Origin of the sequence: Sphingobium fuliginis (assembly GCF_004152845.1) — a bacterium.
Lineage (GTDB): Bacteria > Pseudomonadota > Alphaproteobacteria > Sphingomonadales > Sphingomonadaceae > Sphingobium > Sphingobium fuliginis.
The window spans coordinates 64954-85336 of record NZ_SEON01000007.1; the positions used below are offsets into that span (position 1 = coordinate 64954).

Here is a 20383-nt window from a genome sequence, read left to right on the forward strand (position 1 = left end):
TTATCGACCTGCCCCCGCACCAGCGGGAGGGGCCGCCTCACCCCCGCCCAGGCTGTGCACATAGGCCGCCAGCATCCGGATGGTCGCCTTGTCCAGCTTGTCGTCCCAGCGCGGCATCACGCCATGGCGGCTGTTCCAGACGGTCTCGTGGATGGTCCCCGCATCGCCCCCGTAAAGCCAGATCGCATCGGTCAGATTGGGCGCGCCCAATTCCCGGTTGCCCTTGCCCGCCGGGCCATGGCAGACCGCGCAATTATCGGCAAAGACCTTGTCCCCGCGCCGCGAAGCCGCGCTTGGCCTGTCCTGCCCGCTGATCGCCCGGACATGCGCCACCACATCGTCCACCTGCGCCGCCGTCAGCAACTGGTCCTTGCCGAAGGCCGGCATCAGCGACTGCCGCGTGGCGTCGTGATCGGGATTGCGGACGCCAGCGGTGATCGTCTTCTCGATCGTTGCCAGATCGCCGCCCCACAGCCAGTCGTCGTCATTGAGGTTGGGATAACCCCTGGACCCCGCCGCGCCCGACCCATGGCACTGGACGCAATGCACCCGGAAAGCCGCGCGCCCGCCCTCGACCGCCTGCTGCATCAGTTCCGGCCGCCCCGGCAGCGCCGTGACCGGCGTCTCCGCAATCGCCCGGCGGATCGGCGCAATCTGCCTTTCCCGCGCCGCCAATTCCTTGTCCAGCGCCCCCCGGCTAGACCAGCCCAGCATGCCGCCGGTCGCCCGGTCGATCATCGGGATAGCCGGATAGGCGATCATATAACCGATGGCGAACAGGATCGTCGCATAGAAGGTCCACAGCCACCAGCGCGGCAGCGGCGTATCCAGTTCCTGGATGCCGTCCCATTCATGATGCTTGATCTCCGTCCCGGTCGCGGGATCGATGCGCTTGTCGTCAGCCATGCCCGGCCTCCGTCTGATCGTCGAAAATGGCGAGCGCGGCCTCCGCGATGCGCTGCCGCCCATGGGGCAGGAAATGCCAGCCGATGAGGGCCACATAGAGCACCCCCATGAACACCAGCCCCCAGCTATCGGCAAAATGCCGCAAGGCGTCGTAGCTCATCTGTCGACCTCCTGCGGTTTCGCGCTCTCCACGTCGACCAGCGTGCCCAGCATCTGGAGATAGGCGACCAGCGCGTCCATCTCCGTCAGCTTGGCCGGATCGCCGTCGAAATCGCGCGCCTGCGCCTTGGGATAGCGTTTCAGAAGGTCGCTGCTGTCCGCATCCGGATCGGCCTGCGCCTTCAGGTCGTCATTCGCCCTGTCGATGTCGTCCTTCGTATAGGGAACGCCGACATCATTGAGCGCCGTCAGGTCCTTGCGCATGTCGGGCAGCTTCAATTCCCGCTCCGCCAGGAAGGCATAGCCAGGCATGATCGATTCCGGCACCACGGCGCGGGGGTCCTTCAGATGCTGGACATGCCACTCGTCCGAATAGCGGCCGCCCACCCGCGCCAGATCCGGCCCGGTGCGCTTCGATCCCCACTGGAAGGGATGATCGTACATGCTCTCTGCCGCCAGGCTGTAATGGCCGTAGCGTTCCGTCTCGTCCCGGAAGGGACGGATCATCTGGCTATGACAATTATAGCAGCCCTCGCGGATGTAGATGTTCCGCCCCGCCAGCTCCAGCGGCGTATAGGGCCGCACGCCCTCCACTTTCTCGATCGTATTGTCGATCCAGAAGAGCGGCGCGATCTCTACAATGCCGCCGATGGCGACTGTAATCAGGGCAGCGATGCCCAGCAGCGAAACATTCCGCTCCAGCCTGCCATGGTCGAAGAATTTACCCTTGGATGGTGCAGTCATTATCCGGTTCCTCAAAGGAAAACCTCCGTTCGCCCTGAGCCTGTCGAAGGGCTTTTCTTCTTCTTGAAGGCCCAGCCCGAACGGAGAGGGGTTTCAGGTCGCCGCGGGCACCAATGGCCGGTCGGCCTCCACATCATAGGCCGCATCGTTCATCGGCTTTTCCACACGCAACGGGCTGCCCGCGATGGTCTTGCCGATGTTCCAGGCCATGACGATCGCGCCGCTCAGGTACAGAAGACCTCCCGCCGCCCGGATCAGGTACAAGGGGAACATGGCGCTCACCACTTCGGAGAAGGCGTAGACCAGATAACCGTCGCTGCCATATTCGCGCCACATCAACCCCTGCATGATGCCCGCGACCCACATCGACGCCGCGTAGAGGACGATACCGACGGTCGCCAGCCAGAAGTGCCAGTTCACCAGCCGAAGACTGTACAGCCGCTCCCGCTTCCATAGTCGTGGCGTCAGATAATAGAGGCAGGCGAAAGTGATCAGCCCATTCCACCCCAGCGCACCACTATGCACATGGCCGATGGTCCAGTCGGTATAGTGGGATAGACTGTTGACCGCCTTCACCGACATCATCGGACCTTCGAAGGTCGACATGCCGTAAAAGGCCAGCGCCATCACCATCATGCGGATGATCGGATCGGTGCGGATGCGGTCCCATGCCCCGTTCAGCGTCATCAGCCCGTTGATCATCCCGCCCCAGCTCGGCATCCACAACATGACCGAAAAGACCATGCCCAAAGTCTGCGCCCAGTCGGGCAGCGCGGTATAATGAAGATGGTGCGGACCCGCCCAGATATAGAGGAAGATCAGCGACCAGAAGTGAATGATGGAAAGCCTGTAACTATAGACCGGCCGCTCCGCCTGCTTGGGTACGAAATAATACATCATGGCCAGGAAACCGGCGGTCAGGAAGAAACCGACCGCATTATGCCCGTACCACCATTGCGTCAGCGCATCCTGCACGCCCGCGAAGGCGCTGTAGCTCTTGGACCCGAGCCAGCTCACCGGCATGGAAAGATTGTTGACGATATGCAGCATCGCGATCGTCAGGATGAAGCTCAGGTAAAACCAGTTCGCCACATAGATATGCGGCTCGCTGCGGCGCAGGATGGTGCCGCCGAACACGACCAGATAGGCGACCCAGACGATGGTCAGCCACAGGTCGACATACCATTCCGGCTCGGCATATTCCTTGCCCTCGGTAATGCCCAGCAGATAGCCGGTCGCCGCCAGCACGATGAAAAGCTGATAGCCCCAGAAGACGAACCGGGCGAGCGCCGGAAAGGCCAGCCGCGCCCGGCATGTCCGCTGCACCACGTAGAAGCTGGTGGCGATCAGCGCATTGCCCCCGAAGGCGAAGATGACGGCGGAGGTATGCAGCGGCCGCAGCCGCCCGAAACTGGTATATTCGATCCCCAGGTTGAGCGCCGGAAAGGCCAGTTGAAGCGCGATGTACAACCCCGCGAGAAAGCCCGCCAGCCCCCAGAAGACGGTCGCGATCACGCCCCAGCGGATCGGGTCGTCGTCATATTTCCCCTGGGATGCGGGCATCTTCAGCAGCCCGCGGGTGATCGCCTCATAATCGGCGTGCCGCATCGTCAGCACGGCGACGGCCAGCGCGGCCGCGCACACGATCCCCATATGCACGGCAAAGCCGAAGTCCGCCGCCGCCAGCGCCGCCAGAAAGGCCAGCGTCGCGAGCGCGAACCAGCCGCCCGTCTTCCAAACCAGTTGCTCCATAGGATTTCCCCGTCAAAGGCTTTGCGGCGTCCTTCGTCCGGGAGCCGCCCTTATGCATTGACCTCTGTCAAAGCCCGCACCGCAGGTATGTAGGGGAATGTCCGTATCGGGTGGATTGCGGCAATTCCCCCTCCCGCAGGCGGGAGGGGGCTAGGGGGTGGGCTGGCGCGACATCAGCGTGAATTTTCAACGGCTAAGCTGGAAGCTCGCTACGCTCGCACCCACCCCTAACACCTCCCGTTTACGGGAGGGGAAGGTCCTGAATTGGCCAAAAACAGCCCCCTCACTCCCCCTCGGCCATCCCCTCCAGCCGCCCGGCATCCACGATCCGCACCCCGCGCCGCCCGGCGAGCGCGATCACGCCCATCCGCTTCAGATCGCCGATCTGCCGCGACACCGTCTCTATGGTCAGCCCCAGCACGTCCGCGATCTGCTGCCGCGACAGGGGCAGTTCGATCACCCCGGCCCGGTCCGCCCGCAACCGCCGGTGCATGTCGAGCAGCAGGGTCGCCACCTTCTCCCGCGCATTCTTCCGCCCCAGCAGCAGCATCCACGCCCGCGTCCGATCCAGATCGTCCAGCGTCCGCTGCAACAGCCGGTGCTCCAACGCCGGATGTTCCCGCGCAAAGCCGTCGAACGTCCCCCGCGGATAAAGGCACAGCCGCGCATCGGTCAGCGCCGTGACACTGTGCGGCGTCCGCGCGCCGAAGGGGCGGCCGATGAAATCCGATGCATAGACGACGCCGACGATCTGCTCGCGCCCGTCGCCGGTGGAGGTGGACAGCTTCAGCGTCCCCTCGATCACATTGGCGACCAGCGTCGAACTGTCGCCTTCCCACATCACGGTCTGCCCGGCCTGCAGCGACACCCGCCGCCCGATCCGGTTCAGTGCCACGCGCTGCTTTTCGTCGAGATCGGCGCAGATCGCCTGATCGCGCACCTCGCACCGGTCGCAATATTGCCCACCGCAGCCCTTGGCCGGCGGCGTCGCCGCCATGACGAAGGCCCCATCGTCCTGCGCCTTTTGCGCCAGATCAAATCGCATATCCATGCGCCGACCCATGCCGCCACCGCACGCCGCAACCTATCCGTAATTGTCCCTAAGAGGCGAAAGTGGGTGGATTGCGGACATTCGCCCTCCCGCAGGCGGGAGGGGGCTAGGGGGTGGGCTGGCGCGACATCAGCGTGAATTTTCAACGGCTAAGCTGGAAGCTCGCTACGCTCGCGCCCACCCCTAACCCCTCCCGTTTACGGGAGGGGAAGGTCCTGAATCGGCCAAAAGCCGCCACCCCTTCCCATCAGAACCTCATTCCCACACCCACGCCGAAGACAAAGGGATCAAGCTCCAGCTTCACCTTCTGCACCCCGGCAGCAGCAGTCGACAGCCGCGCCGTCGTATCGATGTCGATATATTTGAGGTCCAGATTCAGGAACACCCGCTCGTTAAGGTCGATGTCGACGCCGACCTGCCCCGCCCAGCCGAAGCTGTCGGACATATGCACCTTGGTCGCGCCCACAGCGCCCTCCAGCGCGTTCGACGCCTTCTCATTATAAAAGAGCGTATAATTCACCCCCGCCCCGACATAGGGCCGGATCTTTCCTTCGGGCAGGAAATGATATTGCGCGGTCAGCGTCGGCGGCAGCACCCAGGTCGACGCAAGCCTGCCGATGCCCCCGGTCGTGCCGGTCCGCCCGCTCGCGCTATGCTTGGTGGTCGCGGCGATCAGCTCGAAACCGATATGGTCGGTCGCCATATAGGTGACGTCCACTTCCGGCATCACGCTGTTGTCGACCTTCACTTTCTCGCCCGGAAAGGCGGGCAACACGCTCCCGCTCTTCTCGTTGGGCGCGACCATGATGCCGCGCAGCCGCACCAGCACATCGCCCTGCGCCGCCTGCGCCGGCGCGGCCAGAACGGCGCAGCCGGCAGCCGCCCCCAGCAGGATCGTCTTGAGGGTCATGTCCTTGATCTCCATCCCTGTTTGTCGGTGCCGCCCTTCTGCCGCGCCCGAACGGACCCGGCATTGATCCTGCGCAACCGGCAATTTGACCTGCCTCAATGCCTCGGTCGCTCGCGTCCCTTCTTATGCCGACGGCGCAGTGATGGCCCGGACGACGGTGCTGTCGATCATGTCGGCCGATCTCTCTCGGCCCGCCATTTCGGCCAAGGGTTTCAGGCATGGCGTCGAACGCCAGACATGCATCCGGTGACAACGCATTTGCAGTGGGCCGACAGCAGCCATGCCTCCCGTCACCGAACAGATTCCGGTCTCCGGATCAGGCAAATGCGAGGCATTTCTACAAGCTGAGACCACCTGAAACGACCAGGACCTGCCCGCTGATGTAATCACTCTCGGGAACGCACAGCAGGTAGATGCTGTCCGCGGCCTCCCGCGCCGTTCCTGCCCGTCCCAACGGCACGCTGTCCAGCAGGGCGTCCCGTACCGCGGAAGGAATACCGGTGTGCAGGGGCTGCCCCCCGATCGGGATGGATGCCTCCGACCCCGAAATGGGCTGCGTCAACCGCGTGTCGATGATGCCGAAGGCCACGCAATTCACGCAGACTTTCAGGCGCCCCCATTCCTTGGACAGCGTCTTGGTCATGCCCACCAGGGCGGATTTGGCCGCGGAGTAGTTGATCTGTCCGGCATTGCCGTGCGTGCCGGCCATGGATGATATGTTGACGACCTTGCGGATAACCTCGCGGCCTTCGGCGGCTTCTTTTCGGGCCATCGTTCGCAGAGGCTCCGCAGCTGCGCGCAGGATGCGAAACGGGGCCGATACGTGCACGTCGAGCATTGCCTGGAACTGCTCGTCCGTCTGCTTCTGGATGACGCCGTCGCGCGTGTAGCCGGCATTGTTGACGATGATGTCGAGCCCGCCGAACGTCTCGAGAGCCGTGCGGACGAAGCGCTCGCCGAACTCATCGGCCGTGACATCGCCAACGCAGGCGGTCGCTGTCCCGCCCGCATCCCGGATCTGCGTGACAACCTCATTGGCGGGCGCCTCGTCGAGATCGTTGACGACGACGCTTGCGCCCTGTCCCGCGAGCTTGAACGCCAGTTCACGGCCGATGCCGCGACCCGAGCCGGAGATGATCGCGACCTTGCCATCCAGTCTGCGCATGAAAGTCCCTTCGATGATTGATCGCCGAGCGGCCCGTCAGTCCGCCCGGCCGTACAGCGTCACTACGCACGCGCCGCCCAGACCGATATTATGCTGCAAGCCGAAGCGAATGCCGTCGACCTGCCGCTGCTCCGCCGTTCCCCGCAATTGGTGGGTCAACTCGTAACATTGGGCGAGGCCGGTAGCGCCCAGCGGGTGCCCCTTGGACAACAGGCCTCCCGAAGGATTTGTGACGTGCTTGCCGCCATAGCTGTTCAGCCCGTCGCAAATATATTGCTCCGCCGTTCCCTCCGGCGTGAGGCCAAGCGCCTCGTAGGAGATGAGCTCGTTCGGCGTGAAGCAATCGTGCAGTTCCACGGCCTGAATATCGTCCGGACCAACGCCCGCGGCCTCATAGACCTGCCGGGCCGCCTCCCTCGTCATGTCATGGCCCACCACACTCATCATGCCGCGCTCCTCGAACGTGCCGGGCAGATCGGTGGTCAGCGCCTGCGCGACGATCTCCACCGAAGCGCTCAGCCCGTGCCGGGCGGCGAAGGCTGGCGAGACCAGGATAGCGGCGGCAGCGCCGCAGGTGGGCGGGCACGCCTGAAAGCGGGTTATCGGCCCATAAAGATGCTTGGAGGACATGACCTCTTCCAGGCTGATCGGTTCCCGCAGCAGCGCCAGCGGATTATTGGCCGCATGCCGTCTCGCCTTCACGCTGATGCGGGCGAAGGCTTCGTCGCTCGCGCCATAACGCGCCTGATAGCCCAGCCCCGCGCCACCGAACTGCTGGGCGGCGAATGGGGCGTTGTCGTCGGCCGCCTGCAACTGGCCCTGGCGCGTCAGCGCCATCTCCAGCGTGCCCTTGCGGTCATTGAATATCATGCCAAGCGCGCCCGGCAGCATCTGCTCGAAGCCGACCGCCAGCACGCAGTCTGCCACGCCCGCTTCCACCATCTGGCGTGCAAGATACAGCGCGGTCGAGCCGGTGGAGCAATTATTGTTGACGTTGACGATGGGTATGCCGGTCAGTCCGACGCGATAGAGCGCGGACTGGCCGGCGGTGGAGTCGGCATAGACATATCCGGCATAGGCTTGCTGGACCTGCCCGTAAGCGATCCCGGCGTCCGCCAGCGCCAGGCGGATTGCCTGTTCGGCCATGACGTCCCAGTCATCGCTTCGCCCCGGCTTGGTGAAAGGAATCATGCCGACGCCGGCAATGCGCGCCTTGCTCATGTCATTCTCCTGCGATGTCGGACGTGGGGGCTATGCCGCGAGCGTGGCGGCACCGATCTCGCAAAGCGCTGCCGCCGGCGCGTTCGCCGCGGCGGAGAACCGATCTCGCCAGGGCTTGCGATATGATCGAGGACGAAGCGCCGTTCTGCAATGGCAGGTTCGAAAGTCATACCCGAATATTCCAGTGATCGGTCGAAGGGCGTCAGCCCATGGGAAGAAGCGCCTGCAGATCCAAAGTCGCCACAGTGACGCCGCGTTCGCGCAGATCCGCCTTCTTCACCTTTTCGGTGCCCGTCCGTGGCAGGTCCGTCAGGAATTCGATGTAGCGGGGCTGCGCATAGCGCGGCATCCGCGCCCGGGCGTGGGCAGCCAGCGCGGCGGGATCGATCTGGCCGTCGGCATGCGGCACGACGGCGCACATGATCTCATCCTCGCCGCCCGGAATGTCGGAAGGAACCGCAAAGGCGGCCACCTCCTTGACGCCGGGCAGTTCCGCCAGCGTGCGCTCGATGTCGGTGGCGGAGATATTTTCGCCCCGACGGCGGATGCAATCCTTGATGCGGTCGACGAAGGTGACATAGCCGTCGGCATCCATCCGCCCCGCGTCGCCCGTGTGGAACCAGAGGTTCCGCCACGCCTCCACGGTCCTGTCGGGGAGGCCGAGATAACCGGCCATGAAGCCGTAGGGCACGCAAGGGCGAACCAATATTTCCCCCACTTCGCCCGGCCCAACCGGAATGTCCGTCGCCGGGTCGGCGATCCGGACCTCGAAGCGCTCATAGGGGCGGCCACAGGTTCCGGGCCGCGCTTCGCCCCGGCGGCCGTAGAGCGGGATGTTGATCTCCGTCATGCCATATCCGCCCAGCACTTCGGCAATGCCGAAGCGTTCGCGCCATATCCTATCGTGATCGGGATGATTGGGGGCGGAGGCGATCGCCCGAAGCTTGTGGTTTCGATCCCGCCCGCCCGGCGGCTGTGCGATCACGAACGCGCTGATCGCGCCCAGCGTGTTGGTCACGGTCGCACCCGAACGATGCAGGTCCGACAGCCAGCCACTCGCGGAAAACCGCTCCCGCACGGTAGCGGTGGCGCCCGCGATCAGCGTCGCGCCGAGCTGCATGAGCAAGCCGTTCGCATGGGAGAGGGGAAGGCAGACATAATAATGGTCGTCAGCCGTAACCCCCAGATTCTCCACCACGCCAAGGCCGAAGAGGAAGCAGTGGGCATGGGGCATCAGAACGCCCTTGGGAGCGCCGGTCGTACCTGAAGTGTACATGATGCAGGCAATGTCGGCGGCGCCCGGAAGCGGAGCGTTCAGGGCGGTTGCGGAGCGCCATCGATCGAACATGTCCCCAGCGGGCCGTTGGTCGGCGCCCGCGACGAAGATCTTCCGGACGCTCGACATCGCCGCATCCAGCCCGTCGAGCCGGGAGACATATTGCGCGTCGACGATCAGGACGGACGGGGCGGAGTCCGCGAGCGGATGGGCCAGGAACGCGCCCGTCAGTTCGCTGTTCAGAATGACCGCCGTCGCCCCCAGCCGGCCTATACCCGCCCAGGCGCGCAGGAAGTCGAGTCCGCTCGGCAGCATGAGCGCGATCCGGTCTCCCGCCCGAGCCCCGGCCGCCGCCAGCATGCCGGCGACCTGCGCCGCGTCGTCCCGCAACTGCCGGTAGGTGATGCCCTCTCCCGTCGTCATGGTGACGAACGGCGCGTCGCCCAGCACCGCCGCCTGTTCCTCTATGACGAACGGAAAGGTCCATCGCCGCTGATCGGACAGGCCGGAATACATGGTCAGCGCGCTCCCGCGTTCAGGCGGGCCTTCAGGAACCCCGCCATCAGCGCGTTCGCCTGCTGCGTCTCGGGAATGTCCATATAGGCCCAGAAAGCGTGCGGCAGGCCGTCGAAGACGACAAGGCGGGCATCGACGCCCCGCTCCAGAAGGGCGCGGGCAAAGATCGATGTGGGGCTGAGCAATATGTCGCGGGTGCTGGTCACCAGCAACGTTGGCGGAAAACGGGAGATGTCGCCCTTGAGCGGAGACAGGACGGGATCGGCCGGCGGGGTCTTGCCGACATAGCTCGATACGCTCTCAGCCATGGTCCTGGCGCCGCCCGGCAACGGCATCCAGGATTCCGAATCCCCGCTGGTGGTGAGATCGGCGCTGCCCGAGAAATAGCCCATGGCCGCGGGCATCGGCTTGCCAAGCTGCGTCAGGCGCGCGATCAGCTGCCCGCTCAGCGCCGCACCCGCCGAAGTGCCGTAGACGGCGATATGCGAAGCCGAACGGTCCTTTTCCAGCGCCTGATAGACGGCGAGCGCGTCGTCCAGCGCAGCGGGATAGGGATGTTCGGGCGCGAGCCGGTACAGCACGGCCACCACGGGAATGCCGGTAAGGGCGGCGATCGGGATCGTTTCCGTCAACGACCCGGAATCGAGCTGAAAGCCGCCGCCATGCAGATTCATCAATATCGGGGCCTTGCCCAGGGACGTCACGCCCTTGGGATAGACGATCCGCACCGGCACGCCGGCGATCGACGACTGCTCCACGCGAACGCCATAGCGTTTGACCAGTTCCCGGCCCATGCCAGCCTGAAGATCGTCGACAAATTGTCGCTGCGCTTTCAGCGGCGGCTCAGGGTCCGGAACCGGCGCGGCGGCGATGGCCGCCGCCATGGCGCGGCCTTCCGGGCTGAGGGTGTTGGGCAGCGACCATTTGGCGATATTCTTCTGGTCCGTCGGCGCCGTTTGCGCGGTGGCCGACGCTTTTGCCGCGGCCGCCACCATGGCTGCCATCATGGCCTTGTGGATCAGGTAGCGAAGCTTCGAAAGCATGCGTGTCTAACTCCTTTCCGGCGACGCAGTGATCCCGCCGGGTTCAGCGGCAGGAGCGGCGCCCGGATCGCGCCGCGAAAAGAGAGGCCAGGCGAGCACGCCGGCAAACGCCGCCAGGACCGCCATGGCAAGATAGGAGAAGGCGACGCCATGCGGCCACAGCCATCCCGAACCGGCGGTCGTCACCGACAGCGCGAGGCCCAGCAGCACCGCGTTCAGGCCCTGCGCCGCCGCGCTCGACTGCATCGGCACCCATCTGGCGATGGTCAGCATGGCGCCAAGGATAGCGCCTGTCGCCGTCAACCCCTGTAAAAGCTGGACGACGAACAGCGGGGCGACGCCCGGATTGCCGGCCATGATGATCCAGCGCAGCGCGGCGAAGCAGGCGGCGATCCAGATCATCCATCTCGGGTCCCTCCGCCCCAGCAGCTTCGATCCGAACCAGAAGGCCAGGATTTCGGCGCTGACCGCGCAGGCCTGCAGCAGGCCGATCGTGCCCGTGCCGATGCCCCGCGCGCTCCATTGGATCGCGCCGAAGCTGGTCAGCACGCCATGGCTGGCCATGACAAGTGCGGAGGCGGCCATGGCGCGGATGAGCGCGCGGTCGGCCATGACCTCGCGCCAGCGTCCGCCGCGCACGGCGCTGGCCTGTATCATCCGCCGGTCGGACGGAACCAGGGCGGCCATCATCGCCGGCAGCAGCAGCAGCGCCGCCACGACCAGCGGCAGCGCTTCGATGCCGAGCAGGTCGAAGGCCCAGCCTGCGCTCGCGCTGGAGACGACCGCGCCGATGGAACCCCAGACGCGCATGCGGCCGAAATCCAGTCCCCGGCTCCGCGCCGCCATCACCGCATAGGCGTCGGTCAGCACCGGCACCTGGTCCCAGACGATGGCGAAGGCCAGCACGATGGCGATCCGGCCGATATGACCGGGCTCCAGGATCAGCAACGCGACCAGCGCGGCTGAACTGAGCGCCGTGACGAGGATCGAATCCCGCACCCGCCCGCTCTGGCCGGCCCAGGCGGAAAAGGGCGCGACGGTCACGAGCCGCAGGACCAGCGGGATCGCCATCAATATCCCGATCTCCCCGGCCGGCGCGCCCATTTTCGCGAGCCAGAGCGGCAGGAAGGCGAAGAAGCCGAAATGAAGGTAGAGCGCCAGATAGAGGCCCGACACCTCCAGCGACAGGCGCTTGCCATCGGATAGGGGCGGGGCCGCGGGCATGGCGTCCGCGCCTGACAGGATGGGCTGTTCAATCATCGGCCGCCTCCTTTACATCCGCCGGTCCAGTTGGGCCGCCAGTTCGTCCCGGAAGCGGGGGTGGGCGATGCCGATCAGCGCCTTTCCGCGCTCGGCCAGAGACTTGCCGCGCAGATCCGCCCAGCCGAACTCGGTGACGATGATGTGCACGTCGTTGCGCGGCGTCGTGACCGGCCCATTGAGGCGCGGCACGATGCGCGAGACGGTGCCGCCCACCGCGGTGGCATGGCACGCGATGATGGATTTGCCCCCCGGCGAAGCGCCCGCGCCGCGCACGAAGTCCAGTTGCCCGCCTGCCGCGCTATATTGACGGCCATTCACCACCTCCGAATTGCAGGCGCCCTGCAAATCGACTTCCAGGGTCGCGTTGACCGAAACCGCCCTGGGATTGCGCGCGATAATCGCGGCGTCGTTGACATGATCGACCGGATGCCCCTCCAGATCAGGATTGCCGTCGAGGAATTCGTAAAAGCGGCGATCGCCCATGGCGAAGGTGAAGATCGTCTTGCCCGGATGAACGGCCTTGCGGCTGTTGTCGACCACCCCCGATGCCATCAACCCGGCGAGCCCCGGGGTCAGGAGTTCGGTGTGGATGCCCAAATGGCGATGCCCCTTCAGGGCGGCGCACACCGCTTCGGGCACGGCGCCGATCCCCATCTGCAGGCAGGCGCCGTCATCGACGAGGCCGGCGATGATCGCCCCGATCGCATCGTCCTCCGGCCGCCGCGACACTGGCATGATCTCGGGCAGGGGCTGGTCGTGCTCGACGATCGCCGTCACCGCCGATAAGGGGACGACGCTCGCGCCGCCGGTCCGGGGCATGTGGCGATTGACCTCCACGATCACCCGCGTGCAGCACCGCGCGGCAGCATGTGCATAATCGACATTGGTGCCGAGGCTGAAATTGCCATCCTCATCCGGGGGCGCCACCTGCGTGACGAGCGTATCCACCCCTATGTCGTCGCGCAGCATCTGCGGAACCCGGCTGAAGGCGACCGGGATGAGGTCGACCGGCCTGCCGCCCAGCGCCGATGCTTCCTTGTCGAGGGCACGTTCCACCGCGCTGTGAAAAAGGGACATGGGGCGGAGCCGCTCGCCCAGCCCACGCCGCAGCACACTCGTCCCGGCAATGGCGGTGGAGAGCAGATAATAGAGGCTGGCGCCTTCGATGTCGCCGATTTCCGCCCGCCTCGCCAGAGCCTGCAATATGGCCGGCGGCTGTGCCACGCCCAGCCCCATGCAGATGCGCGCGCCATGGGGGATGGAGGCTGCGGCCTGCTCAGGGGACATCAGCTTGCTGCGATAGGCATCGGTATCGCGCGTCATTCGATCGGTCCTTCCGGCATGGCCGCAAAGCGGTCGGGCACGCCATGCACCGTTACCGGACCCCGGCCTTCCCGGCCTGATGAATGGATCCTCAGCAAGTCCATGAACGCCGCCGTCACGCCGTTCGTCCAGCCGAAGCCCAGTTGCGGCGTATATTCTCCGCCTCCGCCGCCGATACCCCGCTCGACATCATATTTCTCGTGAATCCAGCCTGTGCGCTGGAACACCGAATCCACGGTCTCGACCCATCGCGCCGCGATGATGTCGGCAAGGCGGCGATGGCCATATCGGCGCAGGCCCATGAAGGCGATCCATTGCAGCGGCGCCCAGCCATTGGGCGCATCCCATTGCTCGCCCGTTTCGATCAGCGTCGTGCGTAGCCCGCCGGGGGCGATCAGGTGGTCGGACGTCAGCCTTGCCACGGCGGCCGCCTGGGCCTGGGTCGCTACGCCGGTAAATAGCGGGGCATGGGTCGCCGCCGTCAGCTGCCCGCAAAGTTGCCCGCTCTCCAGGTCGAAGTCGCTGAAATAGCCAGCCTCGCACCACAGCCAGCGGTGGATCGCGGCGCGCCGGCGCTTCCTCGCCCCGTCAAACTGCCGCGCGATCCTGTCTTCGCACAGCTCGTCGGCAAGGCGGACGATGGCGCTCTCCATCCCGTAAAGAAAGGCGTTCAGGTCGACGGCGACGATGTGGTGGGTGCGAATGCTGTCCAGCGCGCCGCCCGGCGTGAACCACCGCGACGAAAAGTCCCAGCCGCTCTCGGCCCCGGCGCGCAGGGCGCGGAAGACATCTTCCGGCGGTCGCATCGTCGCGTTGGCGGTCGCGACATCTTCCAGATAGGATTCGTCCCGCGGCGTGTCGCGATCGTCCCAATAGCGGTTCAGCAGCGCGCCGTCGGGCATCCGCACGACGCGCTTCGCGCACTCGCCCGGTCCCAGCGCCGCCGCGCCGTCCATCCAGAAGCCATGTTCGATCAGAAGGGCGTCGAGCCGCTGACGCATCACCGCCGGTCTGGCGTCCGGCACCAGGTCCAGCATGGCGAAATAGAGCGGCGGCTGCGATCGGCTGAGATAATAGCTGCGCGTGCCGTTGGGAATCCGCCCATAGCGTTTCAGCAGATCGGCAAGGGCTGTGACGATCCCCTGCGCGACATGTTCGAACCCGTCGCGCAGCAGGCCAAGGATGCTGAAATAACTGTCCCAATAGTAAAGTTCGACGAAGCGGCCGCCCGGAACGACATAGGGCCCGTTCACGGGAAGAAGCGAGCCGTTCTCAGGCGGATGCGCGCCATCCCGGTGCAGTTCAGGCCAGATCGAACGGATGTAATGGCGCAGGTCCGGTTCACCGTGCGCCGGGTGCACACCGGCGGGATCGGGCAGGTCGAAATGGGCGATGACGAAGTCGCGAAGGCACTGGCTGTCGTGCGGCAGGGCCTCGAAGGCTCTCAGAATATCGTCGGTGCTCCTCCGGGGCACGGCATCGACGAAGGTCTTGCCGTCCTCAAACAGCTGATTGAGCTGCACCTGCGCCAGCATAGCCCCGTAAAGGTCGGCGGGCGTCGCCACATATCCCGCCTTGCCGCTGGGCGGCTTGCGGCCATGTTCCAGGCCGCAAGCCGTTCCGGATTGTACAGGCTCCGGAAAATAATCGATGAAGGTCGGCGCCGAACGCAAGGTCGTCACCAGTGGAACCGCAATTGCGCGCCATAGGTGCGGGGTTCGTTATAGGTGTAGGTGACCGTGCCGCCGCCGACATTATACAGATCCTGCAACCCCGTCGCGAAGCTGTTGTCGGTCGCATTGGCCATGAACAGGTTGAGGTCCAGGTTCGACCCGCCGATGCCGTTGACCCCGGCCCGCAGCGCCAGCGTGTCGTAACCCGGCAGATTGCGCACCTGGGCAAGGTTGTTCTGCGCGGTCGAGAATTTGCTTTGATAGGCCCAGTTGGCCGACAGGGCCAGCGTCCCGACCGAGCCCAGATCGGCCTGGTAGCTGCCACCGAGCGTCACCTTGTGCCTGGGCGTATAGGGGAAAGCCGATCCCGTCAGGATCGCGCCGGCCGACGCATCGGCGACCCTGGTATATTTGGCGTCGATATAGGAATAGCTGCCGTTGAGCGTCAGGCCGCGCACCGGCTCGACAGCGGCCGTGACCTCGACGCCCTGGATGCGCCCCTTCGCCGCGCTGCGCGTGACGTTGATCAGCGCTCCCTCGATCAGTTCGGTCGTGGTGCGCTGGATATTCCTGTAGTTCCCCCGATAGGCCGCGACATTGAAGCGGGTCGGGACGCCTGCGATCCTCATCTGGCTCTTCAGGCCGATTTCCACGTCTTGCAGCTTTTCGGGCGGGAAGGTGCGGAAGGAGGAACCTTCCGGCACCGGGCCGTTGACGCCGCCTGCCTTGTACGCGTTCCGGCTGGTGGCATAGACGTGCACGCCGGGCGAGATCACATAGTCGGCGCTGAGATTGTAGCTCGTATAGTCGAACTTCGCCGTCCCGCCCGTCGCCGGGAGTACGGAAATCTGGGTGAAGTTCGCCGTTTCGTCCCAGGTGTGGCGCAGGCCGCCGGTCAGGCTGAGGCCGGGGATCACGCCTGCCTTGCCAAGGTCGATCGTGGCCTGGCCGAAGACCGCATAGCTTCTTGCCGTCGTATTGATGACGGCGGGTATCTGGCCGATCAGCAGGCTGAGCGGATATTGCGTGAAGAGCCCGCCCTGATCCTTGTGATGGCCGAAGCGATCATAATAGCCGCCCACGCTGAAATTGAGCGCGTCGTTCCAGAGCTTGCCCTGCAACTGCAATTCTTCGGTCAGATAGGTGGGCGCCTGCGTGGGATTGCCCGTCCGGCTGGTCTGGCCGCCGATCGGAAAGGGGCTCGCATCGTAATCATAGGCGTAGCGATAGGTCATTTCGGAATAGCTGACGATGTTCTTGAGCGTCAGTTCGTCCGTCAGATCGACGCGCGCCTGATTGAGGACCTGCCAGTAGGAGGTGGAGGAAAACTGGTCGAGATCGTAGGAAACCTGTCGCGGCCCACGGTCCTGCTGATCAGCCACCGCAGTGGCGAGGCCGGGGAAGAGGAGGAGCGCTGGCGCGGCGGGAACGCCGAGGGCCGGGTTGAACTGCGTGAGGACGGTGCCCGGACCATTGGTCCTGGAATGATAGTAGCGCGCGACGGTATAGAGTTCCACATTGTCCGTCGGGCGGACGATCAGGCTGGCCCGGACACTTTGATAGTCCAGATTGTCATATTTCTTGCCCGGAAAATAAGGGCCGACATCCCTGGTATAACCGTCTCTCCGGCCTTCTTCGCCAGCGATACGGAACAGTATTTTGTCGCTTACGATCGGCAGGTTGACGGCAAATTCTGCCCGCACATCCTGCAGATTGCCGACCTCCAGTTGGAGATAGCCTTCCTGCCGGTCGGTCGGCCGCTGGGGTTCGAAGAGGATGTTGCCGCCGGTCGCGTTCTTGCCGAACAAGGTGCCCTGAGGGCCGGACAGAACCTGCACATTCGCCAAATCGAAATAGGAACCGACGCGGCCGTCGATGCCGACCAGTGCCGGAACTTCCGCGAAATAGTTGATCACGCCGGGAACGGAGCCAAAGGCCGGCCCCTGCCCGCGCAAGGCGAAGAAGGCAAACTCGCTCGGATAGCCGCCGGTGATCGTGATAAGAGATGGCGTGTAGTTGGCAAGGTCGGTCCGCCCGACAATGCGGCTCTCGCTCAGCGCCTCGGGCGAGAAGGCGGTTACGGAAAGGGGAACATCCTGAAGACGCTCACTTCTACGCCGCGCGGTGACTACGATGTCGCCGAACGTCGTCTCGCCGCCCCCGCTCGCCTCATCAACGGACTGGCTCCTCGCCTGAGTCGCGCCCGCGCCGGAAGCCGCTGCCGTTTCACTATCGGCAAGGCCGGCAAGCTGCTGCGCGTGAGCAGGCGATATAAGCGCGATCGCCGAAGTGCTCGCCAGTATCAACATCCAACCCTTCACGCTCACCCTCCCAAAAATTTCATTTGTGCGAACCGGCACTATCGGGCAATGGTATCGATGTCAATCGGAGATCATCACGCGTGAAAAAGTCTGTAGAAAAAGAGGATGAGGGGTTTGGCACCGATAACAATTGGGATGGCGCCGCGGTGCCGCCGCCTCCGTTCGCCCGCTGGGTCAGCGGCATGGCCGGGGATCGGTTTGAGGCGATCAGGGCGGACGATGCGCCGCCGATCGAAAGCGTCGATGAATTGCGCCGTCACTACGACCGCATCAACTCAGCGCGCCTGGAAGTGGCAAGCCGTCACTATCCGGTCGAGACAGAGGCTCTCGTCATCAACGGGATACCGGCGCAGTTGGTGCGGCGTCCATCGGCGCCCCCGGACAAGATCCTCATCTGCCTTCATGGGGGCGCTTTCATGTGGGGGAACGGGGCGGGAGCCTTGATCGAGGCAGTGCCGGTCGCGGCGGTTGCGGATATGGCGGTTCTGGCCGTGGAATACCGCCTCGCGCCGGAACATCCTTATCCCTGCGCCGTGCTGGACGTGCTCACCGTCATCGATGATCTCCGGTCGAAAAACCCTGCCCTCAAACTGGGCATCTATGGCTGCTCCGCGGGCGCGGTGCTGACGGCGCAGGTCGTGTCCCGCATGATCCAGCGCGGCGACCGGCTTCCGGAGGGGATAGCCATGCTCCATGCGGCCGGCGTCGATCTCGGCGGCGATTCGCTGGAGATGGCGGCGCTGCTCAACGGAACGGCGGATGCGGCGGCCGTCCAGCGGCTTCATGATCTGCCCTATTTCGCCGGTACCGATCCGAAGGACGCTTTTGTCTTTCCCGGTGAGCACCCCGCTGTTCTGGCACGATTCCCCCCCGCCCTGCTTGTGAGCGGGACCAGGGACTTCGCGGCCAGCTCCGTCACGGTCATGCATCGGCGGCTGAGGGCGGCGGGCAGGGAGGCTGAATTGACGATGTTCGACGGCATGTGGCATGCGCACCACGTCGACGTTGACCTGCCGGAATCGCGGGAGGTATTCGCGCTTCTGGCGGCATTCTTCCAAAAACGCCTCTGCTGAGCAGAAGCGGGTTCCTCAGCTGCTCTGCCGGACAATGAGTTCCACGGGAAGGATCGTGGAGGAAAAGCCTTTTTCTTCCCCCGCGACCGACTGCAGGATCGCCTCGCCCAACAGCCTGCCGGCAGCCGACCAGTCCTGGCGAATCGTGGTCAGGGGCGGCCGGTTGCTTGTGGCCACCGCAATATCGTCGAAACCGGTGATCGCGACCTCATCGGGCACTCGCATGCCTCTGTCGATAAGAGCGTCGCAAGCGCCGGCAGCGATAAAGTCGCTGGCCGCGATGATCGCGTCGAACTCCATATTCTGGCTCAACGCCTGTTGCACGGCTGACGCACCCGCCACGCGCGAGAATTCGCAAGCGATGCTGCCGACGAGCGCCGCCGTCGTGGCGGCCACGACATCGCGAACCCCTTCCAGGCGTTCGCCCACCTCCGGGTGGCGATGATCGCCCAGGAAAAGAATTTTGCGCCGGCCCCTTTCCACCAGATGCCCGGCGGCGAGCCGTCCACCCTGCCGGTTATCGCTCCCGATGACGGTCAGGCCATTTGCGGCAGTGACGGCGCCCCATATCACCATGGGCAAGCCCAATGCGGCGATCGGCTTCACCCTTTCCCCCTTCAGGCCCTGTCCCAGCATGATGATGCCGTCCGCATCGATGGCGTTATGATCAAGATAGTGATCGCTGGTGGTCAGAAGCATGGCGTAGCCGGAAGGGGTCAGGATTTCCAGCAGGCCGCCGATCATCGCAAGCAGCAGCGGATCGGATATGGGGCGGTCGCCGGCGATCAGGCGTTCGATGACCATGGCGATGGTATGCGACCGCCTCGTCCGCAACGACCGTGCCGCAGAGTTCATCCGATAGCCGGCCTCACGGGCAATCTCGACTATTTTTTCGCGCAACTCGGGCCGCACAAGGGCACTGCCGCCCAGAGCGCGGGACACGGTGATCTTGGATACTCCCGCCATCTTTGCGACCATCGCCATGGTGGGGCGGGCTGGGGCGCTCTCTTTCTTGGGTGGCGTACTCATCTGTCACCGAAATAGGATTTGAGGCATTGTGCCAACTGGTCGAATGCACGATCTACCGCCTGAAGGGACGTCGGCAAGACCATAAAGCCATGCGGCAGCCCCGGCAGACGCTGAATCAACACTTCGGTCCCGGCCCGGGCAAGTGCCAGGGCGTAATTCTCGCCATCGTCGCGAAGCGGGTCGACCTCCACGGTATAGATGACGGAGCGGGGAAGATTCGACAGATCCGGGCATCGCATGGGAGAAATCCATGGGTGCGACGCATCCTGGTCCCCAACATATATTCGCACGCACGCTTCCAGATATGACCGCGTCATGCCGGGAAGCGAGACATCATCGATACTGGATTGGCCCAACAGCAGGTCCGTTGCCGGATGAACGAGGAACTGGAAGGCGGGCTGGTCCTGGGCCCGATCGCGAAAGCGGATGGTCAGGGCGGCGCAAAGATTGGCGCCGGCGCTCTCTCCGCCAAGGGCGATCCGATCCGCGTCGCACCCCAAAGACCCGGCATTGGCCAACGCCCATTCAAAGGCATTGGCGCAATCGTCGAGCGCCGCGGGAAAAGGATGTTCGGGCGCGAGACGATAGCCTACGGCCAGCACCGCGCATTGCGCCCTGTCCGCAAGGACTCTGCACGGCGCATCGTGGCTTTCGATATCGCCAAGCATCCAGCCGCCCCCATGAAGGAAGACCAGGAGTGGCGTTGGAACATGCTGCATGCCATGCGGCTTGTATAACCGCACCGGAACGCCATTGGCTTCGTGATCCTGGATCTCCAGCGTCGGCGCCGGCAAAGCGGCCCCGGCCATTCGCATTCCTTCGCGCATCGCGGAAATCCCCGACGCGTCGAAAATGGGATGAGCATCCGATCCCGGGCCCAGGAACTTGGCAATTTCTTCATTGAGCATCCGGCGCCTTTCCCAAAATGACATCGATAGCATTTTTCGGGCTCATGCGC

Annotated in this window: 17 protein-coding genes; 1 reads left to right on the forward strand and 16 read right to left on the reverse strand. The window is 64.6% G+C overall.

What is annotated here, in order from left to right; all coding sequences use genetic code 11:
• The 14 genes from ccoP to EWH10_RS16420 form a co-directional block, all read right to left on the reverse strand.
• Positions 1–906: a cytochrome-c oxidase, cbb3-type subunit III gene (ccoP, locus tag EWH10_RS16355; protein ID WP_130030078.1), complete on the reverse strand. Its 906-nt coding sequence runs from the start codon at positions 904–906 to the stop codon at positions 1–3.
• Positions 899–1066: a cbb3-type cytochrome c oxidase subunit 3 gene (locus EWH10_RS16360; RefSeq protein WP_130030079.1), complete on the reverse strand. Its 168-nt coding sequence runs from the start codon at positions 1064–1066 to the stop codon at positions 899–901. The genes ccoP and EWH10_RS16360 overlap by 8 nt, the downstream gene beginning before the upstream one ends.
• On the reverse strand, positions 1063–1809 hold the full coding sequence (ccoO, locus tag EWH10_RS16365; RefSeq protein ID WP_044660961.1) for a cytochrome-c oxidase, cbb3-type subunit II: 747 nt from the start codon (positions 1807–1809) through the stop codon (positions 1063–1065). The genes EWH10_RS16360 and ccoO overlap by 4 nt, the downstream gene beginning before the upstream one ends.
• Positions 1810–1902: 93 nt before the next feature.
• On the reverse strand, positions 1903–3561 hold the full coding sequence (ccoN, locus tag EWH10_RS16370; protein ID WP_044660962.1) for a cytochrome-c oxidase, cbb3-type subunit I: 1659 nt from the start codon (positions 3559–3561) through the stop codon (positions 1903–1905).
• Between the two features lie 283 nt (positions 3562–3844).
• Positions 3845–4612: a Crp/Fnr family transcriptional regulator gene (locus tag EWH10_RS16375; RefSeq protein ID WP_065846630.1), complete on the reverse strand. Its 768-nt coding sequence runs from the start codon at positions 4610–4612 to the stop codon at positions 3845–3847.
• 247 nt (positions 4613–4859) lie between these two features.
• A complete protein-coding gene (locus EWH10_RS16380; protein WP_065846646.1) occupies positions 4860–5522 on the reverse strand; it encodes an OmpW/AlkL family protein in 663 nt (220 codons plus the stop codon).
• A 337-nt stretch (positions 5523–5859) separates the two neighbouring features.
• Complete coding sequence (locus tag EWH10_RS16385; RefSeq protein ID WP_065846628.1) at positions 5860–6687, reverse strand: SDR family NAD(P)-dependent oxidoreductase; 828 nt, start codon at positions 6685–6687, stop codon at positions 5860–5862.
• A gap of 36 nt (positions 6688–6723) precedes the next feature.
• The gene (locus tag EWH10_RS16390; protein ID WP_065846626.1) at positions 6724–7908 is read right to left on the reverse strand and encodes a lipid-transfer protein; all 1185 of its coding nucleotides are present in this window, start codon (positions 7906–7908) and stop codon (positions 6724–6726) included.
• Positions 7909–8110: 202 nt separating this feature from the next.
• Positions 8111–9700 (reverse strand): AMP-binding protein, encoded by a 1590-nt coding sequence (locus EWH10_RS16395; protein WP_025551273.1) that lies wholly within the window; start codon positions 9698–9700, stop codon positions 8111–8113.
• A gap of 2 nt (positions 9701–9702) precedes the next feature.
• Positions 9703–10743, reverse strand: coding sequence for an alpha/beta hydrolase (locus EWH10_RS16400; RefSeq protein WP_065846624.1), 1041 nt, complete (start codon positions 10741–10743; stop codon positions 9703–9705).
• A 6-nt stretch (positions 10744–10749) separates the two neighbouring features.
• A complete protein-coding gene (locus EWH10_RS16405; protein WP_065846622.1) occupies positions 10750–12003 on the reverse strand; it encodes an MFS transporter in 1254 nt (417 codons plus the stop codon).
• Positions 12004–12015: 12 nt separating this feature from the next.
• Positions 12016–13329, reverse strand: a complete 1314-nt coding sequence (locus EWH10_RS16410) for an acetyl-CoA hydrolase/transferase family protein (RefSeq protein WP_065846620.1) — start codon at positions 13327–13329, stop codon at positions 12016–12018.
• A complete protein-coding gene (treF, locus tag EWH10_RS16415; RefSeq protein WP_065846618.1) occupies positions 13326–15011 on the reverse strand; it encodes an alpha,alpha-trehalase TreF in 1686 nt (561 codons plus the stop codon). The genes EWH10_RS16410 and treF overlap by 4 nt, the downstream gene beginning before the upstream one ends.
• Positions 15008–17329: a TonB-dependent receptor gene (locus tag EWH10_RS16420; RefSeq protein ID WP_165363377.1), complete on the reverse strand. Its 2322-nt coding sequence runs from the start codon at positions 17327–17329 to the stop codon at positions 15008–15010. The genes treF and EWH10_RS16420 overlap by 4 nt, the downstream gene beginning before the upstream one ends.
• Before the next feature lie 17 nt (positions 17330–17346).
• On the opposite strand from EWH10_RS16420, the gene EWH10_RS16425 reads away from it, so the two are divergent.
• On the forward strand, positions 17347–18396 hold the full coding sequence (locus EWH10_RS16425; protein WP_130030081.1) for an alpha/beta hydrolase: 1050 nt from the start codon (positions 17347–17349) through the stop codon (positions 18394–18396).
• Between the two features lie 15 nt (positions 18397–18411).
• Here EWH10_RS16425 and EWH10_RS16430 read toward each other — a convergent pair whose 3' ends face one another.
• Together EWH10_RS16430 and EWH10_RS16435 are read right to left on the reverse strand one after the other, a co-directional pair.
• Positions 18412–19425 (reverse strand): substrate-binding domain-containing protein, encoded by a 1014-nt coding sequence (locus tag EWH10_RS16430; RefSeq protein WP_064232781.1) that lies wholly within the window; start codon positions 19423–19425, stop codon positions 18412–18414.
• A complete protein-coding gene (locus EWH10_RS16435) occupies positions 19422–20333 on the reverse strand; it encodes an alpha/beta hydrolase (RefSeq protein WP_158230072.1) in 912 nt (303 codons plus the stop codon). Before EWH10_RS16435 ends, EWH10_RS16430 begins: the two co-directional genes overlap by 4 nt.
• Between the last annotated feature and the right edge of the window lie 50 nt (positions 20334–20383).

What these genes read in the sequence shown, in the direction of transcription:
- EWH10_RS16435 (WP_158230072.1), bottom strand. Translation starts at nt 20,333, where the DNA reads ATGCTCAATGAAGAAATTGCCAAGTTCCTGGGCCCGGGATCGGATGCT.
- ccoP (WP_130030078.1), bottom strand. Translation starts at nt 906, where the DNA reads ATGGCTGACGACAAGCGCATCGATCCCGCGACCGGGACGGAGATCAAG.
- ccoO (WP_044660961.1), bottom strand. Translation starts at nt 1,809, where the DNA reads ATGACTGCACCATCCAAGGGTAAATTCTTCGACCATGGCAGGCTGGAG.
- EWH10_RS16380 (WP_065846646.1), bottom strand. Translation starts at nt 5,522, where the DNA reads ATGACCCTCAAGACGATCCTGCTGGGGGCGGCTGCCGGCTGCGCCGTT.
- EWH10_RS16430 (WP_064232781.1), bottom strand. Translation starts at nt 19,425, where the DNA reads ATGAGTACGCCACCCAAGAAAGAGAGCGCCCCAGCCCGCCCCACCATG.
- EWH10_RS16395 (WP_025551273.1), bottom strand. Translation starts at nt 9,700, where the DNA reads ATGTATTCCGGCCTGTCCGATCAGCGGCGATGGACCTTTCCGTTCGTC.
- EWH10_RS16390 (WP_065846626.1), bottom strand. Translation starts at nt 7,908, where the DNA reads ATGAGCAAGGCGCGCATTGCCGGCGTCGGCATGATTCCTTTCACCAAG.
- EWH10_RS16410 (WP_065846620.1), bottom strand. Translation starts at nt 13,329, where the DNA reads ATGACGCGCGATACCGATGCCTATCGCAGCAAGCTGATGTCCCCTGAG.
- EWH10_RS16385 (WP_065846628.1), bottom strand. Translation starts at nt 6,687, where the DNA reads ATGCGCAGACTGGATGGCAAGGTCGCGATCATCTCCGGCTCGGGTCGC.
- EWH10_RS16405 (WP_065846622.1), bottom strand. Translation starts at nt 12,003, where the DNA reads ATGATTGAACAGCCCATCCTGTCAGGCGCGGACGCCATGCCCGCGGCC.
- EWH10_RS16400 (WP_065846624.1), bottom strand. Translation starts at nt 10,743, where the DNA reads ATGCTTTCGAAGCTTCGCTACCTGATCCACAAGGCCATGATGGCAGCC.
- EWH10_RS16360 (WP_130030079.1), bottom strand. Translation starts at nt 1,066, where the DNA reads ATGAGCTACGACGCCTTGCGGCATTTTGCCGATAGCTGGGGGCTGGTG.
- EWH10_RS16375 (WP_065846630.1), bottom strand. Translation starts at nt 4,612, where the DNA reads ATGGATATGCGATTTGATCTGGCGCAAAAGGCGCAGGACGATGGGGCC.
- ccoN (WP_044660962.1), bottom strand. Translation starts at nt 3,561, where the DNA reads ATGGAGCAACTGGTTTGGAAGACGGGCGGCTGGTTCGCGCTCGCGACG.